The organism is Pedobacter sandarakinus, from assembly GCF_026240095.1.
In the GTDB taxonomy this organism is placed as follows: domain Bacteria; phylum Bacteroidota; class Bacteroidia; order Sphingobacteriales; family Sphingobacteriaceae; genus Pedobacter; species Pedobacter sandarakinus.
In genome coordinates this window covers 96,903-114,734 of sequence record NZ_JAPIVG010000004.1, presented here as the reverse complement: position 1 = coordinate 114,734, position 17,832 = coordinate 96,903, and the positions used below count along the sequence as shown (strand labels likewise).

At 39.3% G+C, this 17,832-nt stretch carries 17 protein-coding genes; 4 read left to right on the top strand and 13 right to left on the bottom strand.

The window, feature by feature from the left end; genetic code table 11:
• Window positions 1–29: 29 nt before the first annotated feature.
• Together OQ268_RS11795 and OQ268_RS11790 are read right to left on the bottom strand one after the other, a co-directional pair.
• Window positions 30–887, bottom strand: coding sequence for a polysaccharide deacetylase family protein (locus OQ268_RS11795; protein WP_265856348.1), 858 nt, complete (start codon window positions 885–887; stop codon window positions 30–32).
• 68 nt (window positions 888–955) lie between these two features.
• Window positions 956–1,834 (bottom strand): polysaccharide deacetylase family protein, encoded by an 879-nt coding sequence (locus OQ268_RS11790; protein WP_265856347.1) that lies wholly within the window; start codon window positions 1,832–1,834, stop codon window positions 956–958.
• A gap of 174 nt (window positions 1,835–2,008) precedes the next feature.
• On the opposite strand from OQ268_RS11790, the gene OQ268_RS11785 reads away from it, so the two are divergent.
• Entirely contained in the window at window positions 2,009–4,516 is a 2,508-nt protein-coding gene (locus tag OQ268_RS11785) for a S9 family peptidase (RefSeq protein WP_265856346.1), read from the top strand.
• Between the two features lie 297 nt (window positions 4,517–4,813).
• On the opposite strand, the gene OQ268_RS11780 is transcribed toward OQ268_RS11785, so the two are convergent.
• Window positions 4,814–5,371 carry an NADPH-dependent FMN reductase gene (locus OQ268_RS11780; RefSeq protein ID WP_265856345.1) on the bottom strand — a complete coding sequence of 186 codons (558 nt, stop codon included), beginning with the start codon at window positions 5,369–5,371 and terminating at the stop codon, window positions 4,814–4,816.
• 96 nt (window positions 5,372–5,467) lie between these two features.
• Between OQ268_RS11780 and OQ268_RS11775 the strand changes: the two genes are divergently transcribed.
• Window positions 5,468–6,670, top strand: coding sequence for an MFS transporter (locus tag OQ268_RS11775; protein WP_265856344.1), 1,203 nt, complete (start codon window positions 5,468–5,470; stop codon window positions 6,668–6,670).
• Between the two features lie 77 nt (window positions 6,671–6,747).
• Here OQ268_RS11775 and OQ268_RS11770 read toward each other — a convergent pair whose 3' ends face one another.
• The 5 genes from OQ268_RS11770 to pyrE form a co-directional block, all read right to left on the bottom strand.
• Window positions 6,748–7,263 (bottom strand): DUF6646 family protein, encoded by a 516-nt coding sequence (locus OQ268_RS11770; RefSeq protein WP_265856343.1) that lies wholly within the window; start codon window positions 7,261–7,263, stop codon window positions 6,748–6,750.
• Window positions 7,264–7,687: 424 nt separating this feature from the next.
• Entirely contained in the window at window positions 7,688–8,341 is a 654-nt protein-coding gene (locus OQ268_RS11765; protein WP_265856342.1) for an outer membrane beta-barrel protein, read from the bottom strand.
• Window positions 8,342–8,487: 146 nt separating this feature from the next.
• Window positions 8,488–11,088, bottom strand: a complete 2,601-nt coding sequence (gene clpB, locus OQ268_RS11760) for an ATP-dependent chaperone ClpB (protein ID WP_265856341.1) — start codon at window positions 11,086–11,088, stop codon at window positions 8,488–8,490.
• Between the two features lie 285 nt (window positions 11,089–11,373).
• Window positions 11,374–11,772: an SRPBCC family protein gene (locus OQ268_RS11755; protein WP_265856340.1), complete on the bottom strand. Its 399-nt coding sequence runs from the start codon at window positions 11,770–11,772 to the stop codon at window positions 11,374–11,376.
• Window positions 11,773–11,800: 28 nt separating this feature from the next.
• The gene (gene pyrE / locus OQ268_RS11750; protein ID WP_265856339.1) at window positions 11,801–12,445 is read right to left on the bottom strand and encodes an orotate phosphoribosyltransferase; all 645 of its coding nucleotides are present in this window, start codon (window positions 12,443–12,445) and stop codon (window positions 11,801–11,803) included.
• On the opposite strand from pyrE, the gene OQ268_RS11745 reads away from it, so the two are divergent.
• Window positions 12,444–13,058, top strand: coding sequence for an NUDIX hydrolase (locus tag OQ268_RS11745; protein ID WP_265856338.1), 615 nt, complete (start codon window positions 12,444–12,446; stop codon window positions 13,056–13,058). The two genes, pyrE and OQ268_RS11745, sit on opposite strands and share 2 nt — an antisense overlap.
• A 134-nt stretch (window positions 13,059–13,192) precedes the next feature.
• Here OQ268_RS11745 and OQ268_RS11740 read toward each other — a convergent pair whose 3' ends face one another.
• The 5 genes from OQ268_RS11740 to OQ268_RS11720 form a co-directional block, all read right to left on the bottom strand.
• Window positions 13,193–13,801, bottom strand: a complete 609-nt coding sequence (locus tag OQ268_RS11740; RefSeq protein WP_265856337.1) for a hypothetical protein — start codon at window positions 13,799–13,801, stop codon at window positions 13,193–13,195.
• Window positions 13,791–14,294 (bottom strand): RNA polymerase sigma factor, encoded by a 504-nt coding sequence (locus OQ268_RS11735; protein WP_265856336.1) that lies wholly within the window; start codon window positions 14,292–14,294, stop codon window positions 13,791–13,793. The genes OQ268_RS11740 and OQ268_RS11735 overlap by 11 nt, the downstream gene beginning before the upstream one ends.
• A gap of 161 nt (window positions 14,295–14,455) precedes the next feature.
• Window positions 14,456–14,917, bottom strand: coding sequence for a pantetheine-phosphate adenylyltransferase (coaD, locus tag OQ268_RS11730; RefSeq protein ID WP_265856335.1), 462 nt, complete (start codon window positions 14,915–14,917; stop codon window positions 14,456–14,458).
• A gap of 182 nt (window positions 14,918–15,099) precedes the next feature.
• Entirely contained in the window at window positions 15,100–15,636 is a 537-nt protein-coding gene (rsmD, locus tag OQ268_RS11725) for a 16S rRNA (guanine(966)-N(2))-methyltransferase RsmD (protein WP_265856334.1), read from the bottom strand.
• The gene (locus OQ268_RS11720; RefSeq protein ID WP_265856333.1) at window positions 15,627–16,433 is read right to left on the bottom strand and encodes a DUF3822 family protein; all 807 of its coding nucleotides are present in this window, start codon (window positions 16,431–16,433) and stop codon (window positions 15,627–15,629) included. The genes rsmD and OQ268_RS11720 overlap by 10 nt, the downstream gene beginning before the upstream one ends.
• 217 nt (window positions 16,434–16,650) lie before the next feature.
• On the opposite strand from OQ268_RS11720, the gene OQ268_RS11715 reads away from it, so the two are divergent.
• Window positions 16,651–17,793, top strand: a complete 1,143-nt coding sequence (locus tag OQ268_RS11715; protein ID WP_265856332.1) for a putative sensor domain DACNV-containing protein — start codon at window positions 16,651–16,653, stop codon at window positions 17,791–17,793.
• Window positions 17,794–17,832: the final 39 nt, after the last annotated feature.

The window sequence follows — 17,832 nt, the reverse complement described above, 5'->3', positions numbered from 1 at the left end:
AAGCGGGTGTACTTAATTTACATTCCTAACTATGATTTTGTTTTGTTGAAACTCTTATTAATGCTATAGTACAAGTTTTTAGCTGTGTATCTTCCAGGATCAATAATCCTCCTAATGGTGTATAACGGGTATTGTTCATCACGCGGGGTTGATAAGATGAATGCTGCTTTGAAACCATGTTCTTTTAGCTTATGTAAGGTAGACGCTTTGTAAACGCCATATGGATACGCAAAATATGCTACCTTTTTGCCTGTAATTTCTTCCAGCTTCTTTGTGGGCTCGTCTATCTGTGTAGTCCAATCGGCATCTGTAAACTGTGTAAAGTTTTTATGGTCGTAAGTATGACTGGCAATTATATTTCCTTCATCAGCCAGCTGTTTAATTTGCGCTTTTGTCATATAGTTTATCCTTCCTTTTCTTCCAATGGAAACTGTCATGATAAAATATACACCCTTGAAACCATATTTTTTCAGCGTAGCATTACCAACAGTGAACTGGTCTTCATCCGTGTCATCGAAGGTAATCATAATCGGTTTGTTCGGAAGTTTCGATCCAAAAACCAGGTAATCGTATAACTGATCTGGCAGGATGGTATGGTATCCGCTATCGGCTAGCATTTTAATGTGATCCCTAAATTTATCTGGCGAAATGATGTCATCGTGTGCGCGCTTGCTATCTGATGCTAAATTATTGCGAATCTGGTGATAGCACAACACAGGAACTTCCCGGCGTGCTAAAATAGTTTTAGCATCGGCAGCTTGCTTTGCAGATAAGTTGGGTGTTGTTTTTTCCACGTGGCCAAGATCGCTTTTTGTTTGACTTGGCTCTAGGGAACAGGATGAAAGCAGGAATAGGGTGATAACGGCAAAGTGCAGTAATCGTTTCATGATGAGCGGTGATGTTTGGTTATTTAGTACAAGGTTTTAAATTAATGTATTATGGCCTGAGCAAAGAATTAAAAACTATTTTTGATGCTATTGCTTAATGTTTTCGGACTCCAATAGCCACTTGCAATAATTCTTCTAATGGTGTATAAAGGGTCTCGCTCATCTCTTTTGGTAGAAAGTTGATAAGCCATTCTAAAGCCGCGTTTTTTGAGTTCAGGGATTCCTTCCGCATTCCATAAGCCAAATGGGTATGCAAATTCTGTCATTTTTTTACCTGTAATCTCCTCTAGTCTTTTGGTCGGTTTATCCAATTGCTCTTCCCAGTCTTTGCCTGTGTATTTTTTAAAATTCTTGTGATCGTAAGTGTGCGATCCGATAACGTTTCCTTCGTCAGAAAGTTGTTTAATCTGATCAGAACTCATGTAATCAACAAACTTTCCTTTCTTGCCTATAGAAACTGTCATTACAAAATATACCGCCTTGTAACCATACTTTTTTAAAGTGGGATTCACAATCGTAAACTGATCCAAATCTGTATCATCAAAAGTGAACATAATAGGTTTAGCTGGCAATGGGGTGCCATTATTCAGGTAAGCGTAAAGTTGATCGGGCAGTATGCTATGGTATCCGCTATCGGCCAACATCTTTACCTGGTCTTTAAAGTTTTGAATTTCAACAATATAATCTTTACCTACTTTTCCATCTGTGGGCTTCCAATTTCTAACCTGGTGGTAGCACAAAATGGGCACTTGTTTTCTCGCCAAGATAGTTTTGGCATCTGCTATCTGAATTTTCGAAACATCAATTTTCGGTTCATCACCAGTAACATTTTCGGTGTTTTTACCCGTCGTGTCGGCTAATGCTTTTGCGTTACTTTTGCTTTCTGATTGACAACTATTTAAAAAGAATAAACTGGCAGCTACCAGGATAATTGTAGAGTTTTTCATCGTATTGATATGTGGTTGCAAAACTATAAAATCTATACACTAATTGCACTTTCGGCAAAGCATTGTTGATAATTATTTTCAACCCAAAATAACTGCTAGCTATCTTATTTATTACATAAGAAAACGTTTTCAATTGGCTTTAATTAAATAATTTAGCTGCTCCAAACAATTGAAATGAACAAATTTTACAAATTAGCCATTTGTGCGCAGTTTTTGTCGCTAACTGTTGCTGCACAAACAAAAACTTTTACCATAGCAGAGAACATTACGCCTCAACCTAAGGCCAACTACCAGCTGGCCTCACGCTTTTCGCCAAATAAACTTAAGAAAATGGTTTATTCTACTTCAGTAGATCCGCATTGGCTTAAATTGAGTAATCGGTTTTGGTACACTTTCGAAAGTCCGAAGGGAAAATTCTGGTACTTGGTAGATCCTGCTGCCAAAAGCAAGAAACAGCTTTTTGATAATGCCAAACTTGCTGCCGATATCACCTTGATTGTACGCGATCCCTTCGACGCCGAACACCTGCCTTTAGAGAATCTAAAATTTGCTGCTGATGAGAAAACCATTTCTTTCGAGGTAAAGAGTTCTATCGATGAAGTTAAAAAAGACAGGAAAGATAAAAAAGCTGCAGACTCGTTGCAGAAAAAGATTTATGCTTTCAATTACGATTTGGCGACTGCAAAATTAACAGAGATGCCAAATTTTACCAAACCTAAACCTAAGCCAACTTGGGGATCAGTAGCGCCAGATTCGTCTGCAATCATATTTTCAAGAAATTACAATCTCTATTGGATGGATAAAGAAAACTACAAAAAAGCCATCAAAAATGAGGAAGATAGCACTATTGTAGAGCACAAGCTTACTAAAGACGGTGTTAAGTTCTATTCATATGGCAGCGATGGAGATGGCGAAAACAATGTAGAAAACGAAAAAAACAATAAAAAAAGGAGAGGTGCTTATGTCCTATGGTCGCCCAATGCTAAGTATTTTGTCTTAGACCGTACGGATGCACGCAAAGTGAAAGATCTGTGGGTAATTAACAGTGTTACCCCAGGGAGGCCTACCTTAGAAACTTATAAATACCAAATGCCGGGCGAGGCAGAGGCACCACAAGATGAGGTTCTGCTTTTTGATTTTGCAGCCAAGTCTTACAAAAAATTAAATGTTGCTGCATTTAAAGATCAAAGCATTAGCGTTTGGAGCAAGCCATCCCTCGCGAAAGATAGAGACAACGAGTTTAGACCGTCAATTTGGTTGGGAGACGATAGCCGCTTCTACTTTTCTCGTACAAGCAGAGATTTAAAGAAAATTGATATTGGCACAATTGATATTGCAACTGGAAAGGTTACACCAATTATCGACGAGCGTTTTAATACCTACGTAGAAGTTAATCGCCCTGGTCTAATTAACAATGGTCAAGAACTTATTCACTGGAGCGAACGCGATGGGTGGGCGCATTTCTATCTCTTTGACGGAAATGGGAAACTTAAAAACCAAATCACCAAAGGTTCTTTCCACTGCGAAAGCATCATTAATATCGATGAAAAAAATCGCGTACTATACTTCACAGCCAACGGTCGTGAAACCAAAGAAGACCCATACTACTTGCATTTGTACAGCATCAATTTCGATGGCTCCAACATGAAGTTGCTCAACGCCGGAGATTTCGACCATGCCATTAGCATGAACGATAATAATACCTACTTTGTAGACAATTATTCCAGGGTAAACACTGCACCAAAATCTACGCTTTATGATAAAGCAGGCCGAAAAGTAATGGATTTAGAAACTACAGATCTATCCTTACTGATGGCAGCAGGTTATAAATTTCCAGAAACTTTTAAAGTAAAAGCAGACGATGGTATCACGGACCTTTATGGGGTAATGTACAAGCCATTCGATTTCGATCCAAACAAAAAATACCCAATTATAGAATACGTTTACCCAGGCCCACAAACTGAAGCAGTAAATAAGGCTTTTAGCAAAAGCATGGACAGAACGGAGCGTTTGGCGCAATTTGGCTATATCGTAATTACAGTTGGTAATCGTGGTGGTAATCCTGCCCGATCTAAATGGTACCACACCTATGGCTATGGCAACCTCCGCGATTACGGTTTGGCTGATAAAAAAACTGCCATTGAACAGCTGGCTGCTAAATACTCGTACATAGATGATACCAAGGTGGGTATAACAGGTCATTCTGGGGGCGGTTTCATGTCAACAGCGGCAATGTTGGTGTATCCAAACTTCTTTAAAGCTGCGGTATCTAATGCTGGTAACCACGATAACAGTATTTACAACCGTTGGTGGAGCGAGAAACATCATGGTGTAAAGGAGGTAATTTCCCTAAAAGGCGATACATCATTCAAGTACAGCATCGATAAAAACCCCGATTTGGCAAAAAATCTGAAAGGTCATTTATTGCTAATGCACGGTGATGTAGACAATAATGTGCATCCTGCAAATAGCATCCGTGTGGCAAACGCCTTAATGAAAGCCGGAAAGCGGTTTGATTTTCTTATAATCCCTGGTCAACGCCACGGTTTTGGCGATATGACGGAGTATGCATTCTGGAAACTTGCCGATCATTTCAACAAGTATTTAATTGGCGATTTTTCAGATCCTGCTGAAGTCGACCTGATGGAGATGGATCGAGATATTGAACAGAACGGTAAATAGTATTTTGTAGGCATTACAAGCAAGAGCGTGTAAGCATTAAGCTGGTATACACGCTCTTGCTGTCGTATTTCATAGCATTTCCCCATCAATTTTTGCGTAATGCTCAGTATGATTTTTATTAGAAAAGCAATGTTCGGTGGTGCTAGGTAAATGTCGTCCTGCTATCGCTAATAGGCCCGATTAAGCCATTCGGTAAACTTCATTCCTGGCAAAATGAATCGGGCGCTATCACGCTTTATCAGGTTTATTTTACTTCTTTCATACAACAAACAGCGTTGCCCCTCGATCGGCCAATTGTTAAACCTTTGCGGCAGAAATAAGGTTTTCAATTTTCTTTTTGATAAATCCTACAGCTGCTTCATCTTTAAGCTTACCTTCATCATCAAACTTATTTTGTGCTTGTGCTATCAACACTTCGGGTTGCAATACAGGGTTCATATTTAGAAAGGTAAACACTGGTAAAAACGCAGCTTGCATTCTTACCGTTCCCCACATGCCCTGGGTGGCGCCCATAACAGCAACAGGTTTGTGCATCAATGGGCTATCCTTTCCTCGGCTTGCCCAATCAATGGCGTTTTTCAATCCACCAGGTATGCTGTAATTATACTCAGGCGAGGCAATAATGAAAGCATCTGCATCAGCCAAGGCATTGCGAAACCCGACTACGCTTTCCGGTCTTTCACTAACCTTTGGGGTATCATTGTCCTCGTTATAAACTGGCAGTTCGGCCCATGATACAACTTCAAAATCAATTCCTTCAGGAAATAAAGTTCCAGCAAACTCAAGCAACATTGCATTATAAGAGCCTTTTCTAAGGCTGCCACAAAGGCCAACAATTTTTCTATTCTTTTCCATTATTTAGAAACCCGGCTAGTGTGAAAATGTTTTTTGTTGGGCAATTGTATAAACCTCAGAAATGTTATTTTGCTTACTTTTGTGCGATATTTCATTATGGCAACAGAACAAACCCAGTCCAACATCATCGAGAAAACTGTTTTTCCTATTTTATTTGCGCTCAGTCTTTCTCATCTTCTAAATGATACTATTCAATCTCTAATTCCGGCTATTTATCCAATAATCAAAACAAACTATCACTTAAGTTTTTCGCAAATTGGGTTAATAACGTTAACATTTCAACTTGCAGCCTCACTGCTGCAGCCTTTTGTAGGGTTGTATACCGATAAAAAACCGCAACCATATTCTTTAGCGGTAGGTATGGGTTTTACATTAACAGGGCTTATAACACTTTCTCAGTCAACTCATTTTTATACCATGCTTTGTTCTGTTGCACTGATTGGTGTAGGGTCGTCTATTTTTCATCCGGAAGCCTCGAGGATGGCACATGCTGCATCGGGAGGTAAACGTGGGTTAGCACAATCGGTATTCCAACTGGGTGGAAATGCTGGTAGCTCATTGGGTCCGCTTCTTGCCGCTTGGATAATTGTTCCATATGGGCAGTTTAGTATTGTTTGGTTTTCCTTTATTGCATTATTGGCGATTGTAATTTTAAGCTACGTTGGTAACTGGTATAAAAACTTTGTGCTCATTAGAGGGAAGAAATCGGTAGTTCAAACAACAACCCAACATTTCTCGCAAAAGAAAATTGTGTTTTCGGTGAGCATCCTGTTGGTGCTTATCTTTTCGAAATACTTTTATATGGCCAGCTTAAGCAGTTATTTTACCTTCTATCTTATCAATAAATTCCAGGTTTCGGTGCAAACATCTCAAATTTATCTGTTTGTGTTTTTGTTCTCTGTAGCTGCGGGTACTTTACTCGGCGGACCAATAGGGGATAAGATCGGTCGAAAATACGTGATTTGGGCGTCGATATTGGGTACAGCGCCATTTGCATTATTGCTCCCACATGCAAGTTTGTTTTGGGTTGGGGTATTAATTATACCCATCGGGATGATTTTAGCATCGGCTTTTTCTGCAATCCTGGTTTATGCACAGGAATTGATACCCGGTAAAGTTGGTTTGGTTGCAGGGCTGTTTTTTGGATTTGCCTTCGGAATGGGTGGCATTGGCTCGGCGTTATTAGGAAAATTAGCAGATGCCACGAGCATTGAATATGTATTTAATATCTGTGCTTTTCTGCCGCTGCTGGGCTTACTAACAGGCTTTCTGCCTAATATAGAAACGAAAAGAAAATAAATGCTGATTAAAGGGTAATCGGCTGTGGAAAGAGATTGGGAAATGCGGGAAAGAAAATAGGGATGATTTAAGGACTGCTATTTGCTTAAATCGAAAGAGAAGCCAGCGTTAACTGTAAACTGGTTGTTTAATTTTTCGTAGCCAATCGCATCTGGATTGTATTTGGCGAGCGGAAATTGCGCTTCTGCAAAAAGTCCAAACCCTTTGGCAAAAAATGCCTTTGCACCAATGTGTCCACCGAAATTTTTCAATCCAAGGTTAAGTCCAGGATATACATCAACGTTTTCTGGTAAGCCTATTACACTACCCACGTTTGCATTAAACCTAGCTTTAAGATCAAATCTATCGCCAAAGCCGGGCTTGGCAATACCATCAAAAAATTTTACACCTAGGGCATATCCGGCTTGGCCGCCAATAGAAAAACTTTGGCCCAATCCATAATCCAATGATGTTACAATACCTGTCGCCCTGTTCTGGAAACTTGCACCAATTTGATATTTCAAATCATCTTTGCCTTTGAAGGCCGTTGTTTGCGCATTGACATGCGTGTACCCTGCAGCCAATAGGCAAAGGCAGGAAATCATTCTTTTCATTCTTAAAAGTTTTAAATTTATTGCCGCAAATTTAGAAGATTTTCATGCATAGGCAATAGTTGGCTTATAAATCGCTAACGGCATTTAATAAGGTGCAAAATGCATGAATTGAAATTGTTGTTAATGATTGCTATATAGCAGCGGCGGCTAGCCTACAGCACTAGCCTGGATAATTTAGTTATCATCTGAGTTTCGAGCCTTGACTTCTGTTACGATTTAATGAAAACCTCATTCCGTAATTTCTTGTGAAACCGGGAAATCTTTTAACCTGGCAACCAGCTGTAACGACTTTCCACTCCACTGCGTTCCGGTCGAGACGAGGGAGTTAAAAATTGTGATAAACCTTGAAAGGATGCAAAAGTTACATCCTTTTTTCTTTGTTAGATAAAATATCCCACGGTCTACCCACATGAAGGATTGTCAGTTAAAAATTAACGTTAATCGTAAAAGTTGGTGTGAAGTTGTCGATTCCAAACTTTATGTTATTCGTGCGGTCGAAGTTATACAACGATTCTGAAGCATAATAGTTTTGATGAAAGAAACGGAGAAGCGGAAAGGAAAAATCTATAGTCGATTCGTCTGATATAACATAAGTAAAGCCTGGAGCTAAACTAGCGCCATAGCCTTTCGCCTTCGCCTCAGTTTTAACTAAATAGCCATCGCTATTGATCCTGTTAAAGGTATTAATTTGCAATAGGAGGTTGGCTTGACCAAAAAACTTAAACCGTTCTTTTACATCGATGTACTTCCTGATGAACGGCGATATCCCGAAACTAAATTCTTTTACACCGCGTACTTCCTTGTAGTAACCCTGTTGTTCATCCCAGGTGGTATATTTTTCTCCCCGCAGTTTTGATAAATTTAAAGGGATTTCTAAGCCTATTGCGAGGTTTCTGGCTAGAAAATATCCACCACGAGGGGTAAGTGTAAAAGTATTGAGTTGTGTAGTGTAATTGTTTTGCTTAGCTGTGCCAAAACTTGCGCTAAGGCCAATAAATCCATCGTGTTTTTCGGTTTGGGCATAGCTGTTACAGCATAGGGCACAGAGCAGTGCCAGCGTTATAAATTTAGGTTTCATTAATAATGTTTTTGTGTGTAACCAATAATAACCATTATCCACTAGAAAAACAACACCTAACCCGCTGGCGAATAGCCTGTTTTGAGCAAAAAAAAACCTTCCAGAGGAATTAATCTCTGGAAGGTTTATAAGGGTTTAATCTTCTTTTAATCCTGTTTTTTATTTACAAAAACAAAATTATGATCGAACATATCCAATTTTATTTTGCTGTCTTTATCTACTTTGCCTGCTAAAATTTCTTTTGATAATTCATTTAATATTCTTTTTTGAATTACCCTTTTTAGCGGCCTAGCCCCAAATTGTGGGTCGTAACCCAATTGTGCCAGCCAATCTAAAGCCTCTTCACTGGCTTCCATTTCTATACCCATTTCAGCGAGCGTATGTTGTACATGTTTAAATTGCAAGGCTACGATATCCCTAATTTCACTTCTGTTCAGCGGGGTAAACATAATCAGTTCATCAATCCGGTTCAAAAATTCCGGACGAATGGTTTGCTTTAATACTTCAAAAAGTTCATTTTTTGTTTTTGCGATAAGAGCATCTCGGTTTTCATCATTCAGATCTTTAAAGTTATCCTGAATGAGGTGTGCGCCAATATTCGATGTCATGATGATGATGGTGTTTTTAAAGTTAACCGTCCTTCCTTTATTATCGGTCAATCGACCATCATCAAGCACTTGTAGTAGGATATTAAACACATCTGGATGTGCCTTCTCAATCTCATCCAATAATACAACAGAATAAGGTTTGCGCCTTACTGCCTCGGTTAGTTGGCCGCCTTCATCGTAGCCAACATATCCCGGAGGCGCACCAATGAGTCGGGATACGGCATGGCGTTCTTGGTATTCGCTCATGTCTATGCGGGTTAGTGCATTCTCGTCGTTAAATAAAAATTCTGCTAGCGCTTTTGCTAACTCGGTTTTACCTACACCAGTTGTACCTAAAAAGATAAAAGAACCAATTGGTTTGCGTTTATCCTGCAAGCCAGCACGAGAACGACGGATGGCATCTGAAATGGCTTCTATCGCTTCCTCCTGTCCGGCAACCCGTTGGTGTAACTCGGTCTCTAAATTTAACAGCTTTTCTCGCTCACTGGCAATTAGCTTGGTAACAGGAATGCCTGTCCAACGACCAACAACTCCAGCAATATCATCCGCAGTAACTTCTTCCTTAAGCATGCGATTGTCGGTTTGCTGGCTCTCCAAATTGGCTTTTAACTTTTCTACCTCATCTTGGGCCTCTTTAATTTTGCCGTAACGAATTTCAGCCACTTTACCATAATCTCCAGCTCGTTCGGCTTGCTCGGCCTCAAGTTTAAAGTGTTCAATTTGCTCTAGCTGGTTGTTTACTGCATCTACCAAATCTTTTTCACCTTGCCATTTCGCCTTCAACTCATCACGCTCTGCAGATAAGTTTGCAATCTCTACTGATAGTTCCTGAACTTTCTTATCATCTTTCTCTCGTTTAATGGCCTCACGCTCTATTTCCAAACGCATAATTTCACGATCCAAGGCATCTACGTTCTCGGGCACACTATCCATTTCCATCCTTAATTTAGACGCAGCTTCATCCATCAAATCGATGGCTTTATCTGGTAGAAAACGGTCTGAGATGTACCGCTGACTCATTTCTACTGCAGCGATAATGGCTTCATCTTTAATCCTTACTTTATGATGGGTTTCATAACGCTCTTTCAATCCCCGCAAAATAGAAATTGCATCCTGGGTATCTGGTTCTTCTACCATCACCTTTTGGAAACGCCGCTCCAGTGCCTTATCTTTTTCGAGGTATTTTTGGTACTCATCTAAAGTAGTGGCACCTATTGCCCTTAGTTCACCACGTGCCAGGGCTGGCTTTAAGATATTTGCCGCATCCATAGCGCCTTCTCCTCCGCCAGCGCCAACTAGGGTATGAATCTCATCAATAAACAAGATGATATCTCCATCACTTTGCGTAACCTCTTTAACTACAGCTTTTAAACGCTCTTCAAATTCGCCTTTGTATTTAGCACCCGCGATAAGTGCGCCCATATCCAGCGAGAAAACTGTTTTGCTTTTAAGATTTTCAGGAACATCACCTTTAATAATTCTAAAGGCAATGCCTTCTGCTATCGCTGTTTTCCCTACGCCCGGCTCACCAATTAATATTGGGTTGTTTTTTGTCCTCCTTGATAAGATCTGAATTACCCTACGAATTTCTTCATCACGCCCAATAACTGGATCGAGTTTGCCACTCTCTGCATATTCATTTAAGTTACGGGCATATTTGCTTAGTGCCTGGTAGGTAGCTTCGGCATTTTGATCTGTTACCCGGTTGTCGCCGCGTAGCTCAATAATGGCTTTCTTAAGGTCTTTCTCATTTACGCCTTGTTCCTTAAGCAACTTCGAGGTTTGATCATTAACAGTTAGAAGACCAAGCAGTAAATGTTCTACAGACACAAACTCATCTTTAAACTCTTTGAGGAAAGTTTGCGCTTTTTGTAAAACACTATTGGTATTTGATGACAGATAGACATTGCTCCCACTTACTTTTGGAAACTTGGCAATTTCAGTCTCTAGATTTTGGTTTAAGGTATTAATATTTACATTCAATTTCTTAAGTACGTAAGAAACTACGTTTTCATCAACAGTAAGCAAACCTTTTAGCAGGTGTGCGGTTTCAATAGCCTGTTGCTGATTGCCTTGGGCTATTGCAGAAGCCTGTTGAATTGCTTCCTGGGCTTTGATAGTGAAATTGTTGAAGTTCATATTTGCTTTCATTCAAAACAAATGCCACAGCAATTTTTAGCTACCAATCGGAAATTTTGTCTGTAAATTAATACTTATCCTGTCTAAATTACTGATAATAAGTGTGTTGTACTGAAAAAATGACGTGTGTTATTTGACTTAACGAGGGCGGATAGGGGAGATTATGAGGTAGTTATTATTGGTGTTACTGCTGCTTCCTTAGGCACCAAATAAAGACCAAAAAAAAAGCGAAGTATGTACTTCGCTGTATGATTTTGCTGGTTGTGACTAAAGCTTTTCGTAGGGTTAACCCAAAATGGCTTTTAATCTTTCAGTTTGATGATCAACTAATTTCTGCATTGGCCCTGCTGCAAGCATCTTCATCATCATATTTAAATCTGCAGAAATGATGTGTGTCGCGGTGGTGGTTCCATTGCCATTATCAACTACCGTCCACTTTAATTCCACATCGAAAGGTGGCTTCTCTACAGGCGTAGCAACAATTTCCTGGTTTTCTATCCTATTAGAAATTTTAAGGGATAGCTTTGCCATGTTCTGAATGGTAAATTTTGCTTCATCTTCGGTAGATTCCCAGTTGTAAATATTTTCTGGCATCAGCTGCTGATGGTTATTCATGTTCGAGAGAAAAGCATAAACCTCGTTTATAGGTTTGTTTACTTCTACGGCGCTTTCGATAATTGTCATTATATTTTTGGGTTTAGTTTAATAAGTGTTATCCCTGGCCCCATTGTTCTGGGTTTCTGCGCCATTTACTCAATAAATCCATATCATTCCTTGCTATAATGCTGTGTTCGGCAGCGTATTCTATTAGGGCTTCGTAGCTTGATAAGGTAAGGTAACGGCATTTGGCGGCGGCAAAATTTTCATCAGCCTTTTCAAAACCGTAGGTAAAAATAGCAGCAAGCCCAGCAACTGATAGGCCGGCAGTTCTCAATGCCTCAACTGCCTGCAAACTGCTTTTACCGGTAGAAATTAAGTCTTCAATTACAACCACACGCTGCCCTTCAACAACTTCACCTTCGATTAAACTCCCGGTTCCATGCTCTTTTGCTTTCGATCTAACATAAATAAAAGGTAAGCCCAGTTCTTGAGCCACCAATACACCTTGAGGTATTCCTGCAGTGGCCACGCCTGCAATTACATCTACCGATCCAAACTCTTCCTGGATGGCTTGCGCAAGCTTCTGACGAATATAAGTTCTAACCTGGGGATGAGACAGGGTAATGCGATTATCGCAATAAATTGGCGACTTCCAACCAGATGCCCAAGTAAAAGGATTATTAGGTTGTAATTTAATTGCCTTTATTTGTAATAAAAATTCCGCTACCTTTAATTCAATATCACTTTTATTATACATGGCCCAAAAATACAGAATTTATATTAACGATAACACCCTCTTTATATCAGATGTTTTGCCAGAGCAGAAGGAAAAAATTCAACAACTTGAATTTCAGGATTTTGATTTACAGACATTTTATAAAAAATTAAAAAATGGTTCCAGGAAGAGTTATATTTTCTTAACTAAGAATCCGAAAGAGACTTTTAGAAAATTAAAGAAGAATTGCGAAATCATTAAGGCTGCCGGGGGTTTAGTAGAAAGTGCCAATGGAAACTACCTGTTTATATTTCGAAATAAAAAGTGGGATTTACCCAAAGGGAAGCTGGAAGACGGCGAAAATATGAAGGAGACGGCTGTTAGAGAGGTAGAAGAAGAATGCGGTATTACGGTAGCAAAGCGTGAAGAAAAGCTGTGTAAAACCTACCATGTTTATCCGATAGGATCGAAAATGGTAATTAAAAAAACCAACTGGTATAGAATGAAAGTTAAGGGTGAACCGAAATTAATTCCACAAAAAGAAGAAGGGATTGATGAAGCTGTATGGCTGGATCAAAATCACCTTTCGCCAGTTGTGAAAAATACTTTTCCATCCATTATGGATGTGTTGCGTGCAGGTGGAATTTTTAAATAGGTTTTAATGTCGATAATTGGTTATTGAGGGCTGAGCTTATCATTAAAGTAAATCTGCTTCAAGCTTTAACCTTTTGAAACCCGTTTTATATGGCTAGCTCGTTTAAATATATTAATTCAACATGTTGGAATAGTTTAATCTTCAACATTTAATTCGTCGACAACTTTTTTTAGCCGTTTTAGATATCTTCCATAGTAATGCCATGCCCACCATTCGGTAATAAAGCCGATAACTACAATAGCTACAAAGCAATTTAAGAGCAAATAGATTGTGGAAAGCTGGCTTGTAATTTTTGCGAATACGCCGGCCTTTGTAGTAAACCAGTAAACTGCAAGGAAAGCCACACCAATAAATGTGATTATGTATGTGAGTGCTTTGTATAGCTCTATGTTCATTTTCATTTCGTAGTAGAACCATAAAACATTTTTCCTACTATCCATACTCATGTCATAGGAGTTTTTGTAGAAACGATAAAACTTGAAAAAGTAATGCGCCGTAAAACCACAGGTTATGGCATAAAATACCATATAAATTAATCTCATTTCGGTAGATAAGCCAAATAGATATGGGAATAATGCCAATATTACCAACGCTACAATTTGGTAGTAGAATTCGTGTTTCATCTTCCTTCTAATAATATCAATTGGCGTGCGGGCTTCTTCAATTTTAAGCATATTTTCAGAAATGTGGATGTCAACGGGGTTTTCCGCACTCCATTCATTTTTCAGGTCATCAAAATTCATAGCCATTTTTCTTTATAATGATTTGTAATTTTTCTTTGGTACGATTTAGTTTTACACGGGCATTTACTTCGCTGATACCCAAGTTTTCGGCGATTTGCTTGTGCGATTGGTTTTCTAGAAACAGAAATACCAATGCTTTTTCTACTGCATTTAGTTCTTGAACAGCTTTGTATAAGTAAGCTAATTTTTCTTCTTTCGATTGGCTATCACTAACATCTTCAATATCGTATGTTTCGCTTAATGGGACTTTATCAACTTTTCTGGCATCTTTTTTATAAAAAACCAGCGCAGTATTTAACGCTACGCGATACATCCAGGTAGAAAACTTGCTATTGCCTTTAAAACTGGGATAGGCCTTCCAGAGTTGCATTACAATTTCCTGGAAAAGGTCCTGTTGGGCCTCCACATCATCCATATATAGCTTGGAGATCTTATGTATAATTCCCTTGTGCTGGTTTATTAAAGTCAGGAAAACCGTTTCAGTATTTTTCATGCAAACCGATTTCTTAACTTAAAGAGCAATAAGATTTGTACCTCGTTGTAGATGGGTGTATTTTCAACTTTAACGAATGGATAGCATAGCCTTTCATAAATCTTAATTTACTTCATAAGTATCAGATTTTAGAAAACGTTACATCAATAAAATAAATTTTTTTACAGGTAACTTAATGCCTCCTTGGGGACAAAAGGACTTACATCACCATGGTTTCTTAAAATGTCACGAACAATTGTTGAGCTAATTGCGGAGTATTCTGGTTTGCTGAGGAGTAGAATAGTTTCCACTTCTGGCATCATGGTTTGGTTAATTTGCGCTATAGCCCTTTCATATTCAAAATCTGCCGCCGAACGGATTCCCCTAACCATGTATGTTGCATTTATCTTTCTGCAAAAATCTACTGTTAGCCCCTCGTAAGTTTCGATTTCGATATTATTGTAGCCCGAGAAAACATTTTCCAGAATTTGCAGCCTTTGGGTAGCACTCAAGAAGTTTTGCTTAGCGCTATTTAACCCGATACCTATTATAATTTTATCAAATAAAGGGGTAGCACGCTGCAAAATATTCACGTGTGCAATGGTAATGGGATCAAATGAACCTGGAAACAATGCGATCTTCATGATTCAAATATAGATGATTAAGCTTAAAGGAGAAAGTGTTTCCTTGTTGTGTCTGTTAGACATTCTGGTTTAATTGATCACTTTAAGTTTACGAGTGTGGATTTGAGCGCTCAACAGGCCTTTTAACCGTGAATGTGTGTGTTTAATAATATGATCTCTTTGGATTGCCTGCTAACTTAGAGTCACCTAAATTCAAAGAAACTAAATGAGGAGTTCCCATACTTGCGGGTGTCGGTGTAGCCCGGCTGACTATTCATTTTCATATTACTCTGATGTTCTACCACTAGCAGTCCATCTGGTTTGAGTAGTTGCCGTTCCTGCACCAATATTGGAATTTGTGGTATGTTTGGCATGTGGTACGGCGGATCGGCAAAAATCAGATCGTAAGCGCCCGTCATTTGCCTTAACAACTTAAATACGTCGGCCTTCCTAACTTCGATTTGATCAAATTCGTATTTCTTTGCCATGTTTTTAACCCAATTAATACAACCATAATCTAAATCGACAGCTAAAATTTTCGTAGCATCTCGAGAGGCAAACTCGAAGGTAAGGTTTCCGGTACCGCAAAATAGATCTAAGATACTACAGCTTTCCAAATCAAAACGGTTATTCAGGATGTTAAATAATGCTTCTTTGGCCATATCGGTAGTTGGCCTTACTGGTAAATTCGTTGGCGGCTGCAGGCGGATGCCTTTCAATTTTCCTCCAATTATTCGCATAAATCTAAGGCAAGTAATCCGCTAAAATAATGCTTAGGCATGTCTGCCAATAATTCACTGTTTTGTGGCATTGGGGGATGAAAGAAATAGAGATTATTGAAGTATTTCAAGAGTGTATTATAGTAATCGTCGTCTTCATTTATAATTCCCTGCAAGTAAACTGGTACTGTTTCCATTAAAGCCAGCTGTTCTATTATCAAGAGCAAAAAATAATTAAACTCTTCGGTATTTTCTGCTTCATAATGATTGTGAAATTGTACTTCTTTGTTTTTAATATATAGCACGCTGAAAGAGCTGGCCGTAAAATCAATGAGTAAACCATCTCCGCTTAAGCCCGGTAATAAGGCCAATAGAGGCGACGACTGTGGAAATAGCCTTGTTTTTGCCGGGAGCTTATTTTCTAAAGAAGAATTTACACAGTATAATGTGTTGATGCCAAGCTGAGCATGTGGTGTATTTAAAATTTGATTTGTTGATCCCAAAAAATTACTAAAGGTATCGAGATTAGCAGTAGTGAGCCAATCGTTTGGGATCAGGATAAAATTATTGGTATGTATCGCTGCTTTGATGTTTTGGTATTCTCGTGTCAAATAGTGGTCTGTTTGAAATGCATCTGCCAATAAAGCGGGTAAATCCTGGCAAGCCTGGCGATCGAAAAGAACAAAGATTTGCTTATTGGTTCGGTCTAGTACAGCGTAAGAAAAGCTGTCATTCGTGATTTTTAGCAACAAGTGGCAGTTTTTCGCTTCATGTTTCGTAAAATCTGGGTCGACCAGTAAGAGGCTGTTATTACTCATTGAAACAAAAATAGCTTTTTTTAAAGATTAACCGCAAAGCGGATAAAGTTTTTTAACCAAGGAATAAGTTTTGATACCAAACGATACTGTTATTATCGGCTCTGCCATTCGGCAGGAGTTTAGATACTCGAACATCTGCTAATTTCTGAATAATCTTTTTACCAAAATCAAACTTTTTGCATGCGCTTATTTTAATTATTCGACTTAAATTCGGAACATGAGTTACAAACCTACTTATAAAGCTGCGCATACCATTTCGGGTACTGTGGCACAGCATTTTAACAAGTTGCATGCCAATGCACAGGTGCAAGGCGAAGTAGATTTGGCTGCTAAACCAACAGACGATATCATTGAGAAATTAATTGATGTGGCTTTTTGGAGTAGTTTGCGCAAAGAAGAAGGACACTCACCAAAAATATCTATCGGCTTTTTATCGCCAGAGCAAACTTCCAAACCATTAATATTTGCTAAGCCCCTTCCACTCAATGCCAACACGCTTACTAAAATTGCGCCAGGGGTAGAGCGTGCGGGCATACACGTAGGTGTATGGGAAGAAGATGGAGAGCTTTATATTTGGGGCACAACTTTAAACATTCCCAATTTTTGTTTTGTAGTTGATGTTTCGGAGCCTGGTTTAATTGTAATTAAGCACAGAAGGATTTACGGTATTGGGAAATATACTAACGTTGCGGTGCTTAAAGGAGAGCAAATTAGAATCGTTGATGACTCAATTTCTTATGGTACAATAGATTGCCCGCCGATTTTAAAGGCGTTATTAGATTTAACGGTATTGGCGAGCTGGAATGATCCCATTAATATTTTAATACAATTCTCGGTCTCAATGCGTTCGCACGGTCGGGGTGGGGCACTCTTGATTGTACCTAAAGAAGACCAGCAATGGGAAGATTCCATCATTCATCCTATACAGTACCGTGTTGCACCAACGTTTAGCGGGTTATCATATCTGGCTAAACAGGGAGGTACGCAAACGGAAATTTTTTCGCAGGGTGCTTTGCGAAGAGAGGTAGAGCATTTAGCCGGGTTAACAGCTGTTGATGGTGCAACAATAATTAATCAGGACTTTGAGCTTATTGCTTTTGGAGCGAAAATTGGTAGAGCCAAGGGCAAGCCGACGGTAGAACAGATTGCTTTTTCTGAGCCCATTATTGGTGGAGAAGATAAAATCTTATACCCTGGGCAGCTGGGCGGAACAAGGCACTTTTCGGTGGCTCAGTTCGTAAACGATCAGCCGCAAGCCATTGGCCTGGTGGCTTCGCAAGACGGACACTTCACCATGTTTAGCTGGAGCAAAACTCAAAATATGGTGATGGCCCATCGCATAGAAACTTTGTTATTGTAACCCGATCACCACTAATTACGCCACACCCGTTTTTAAGAT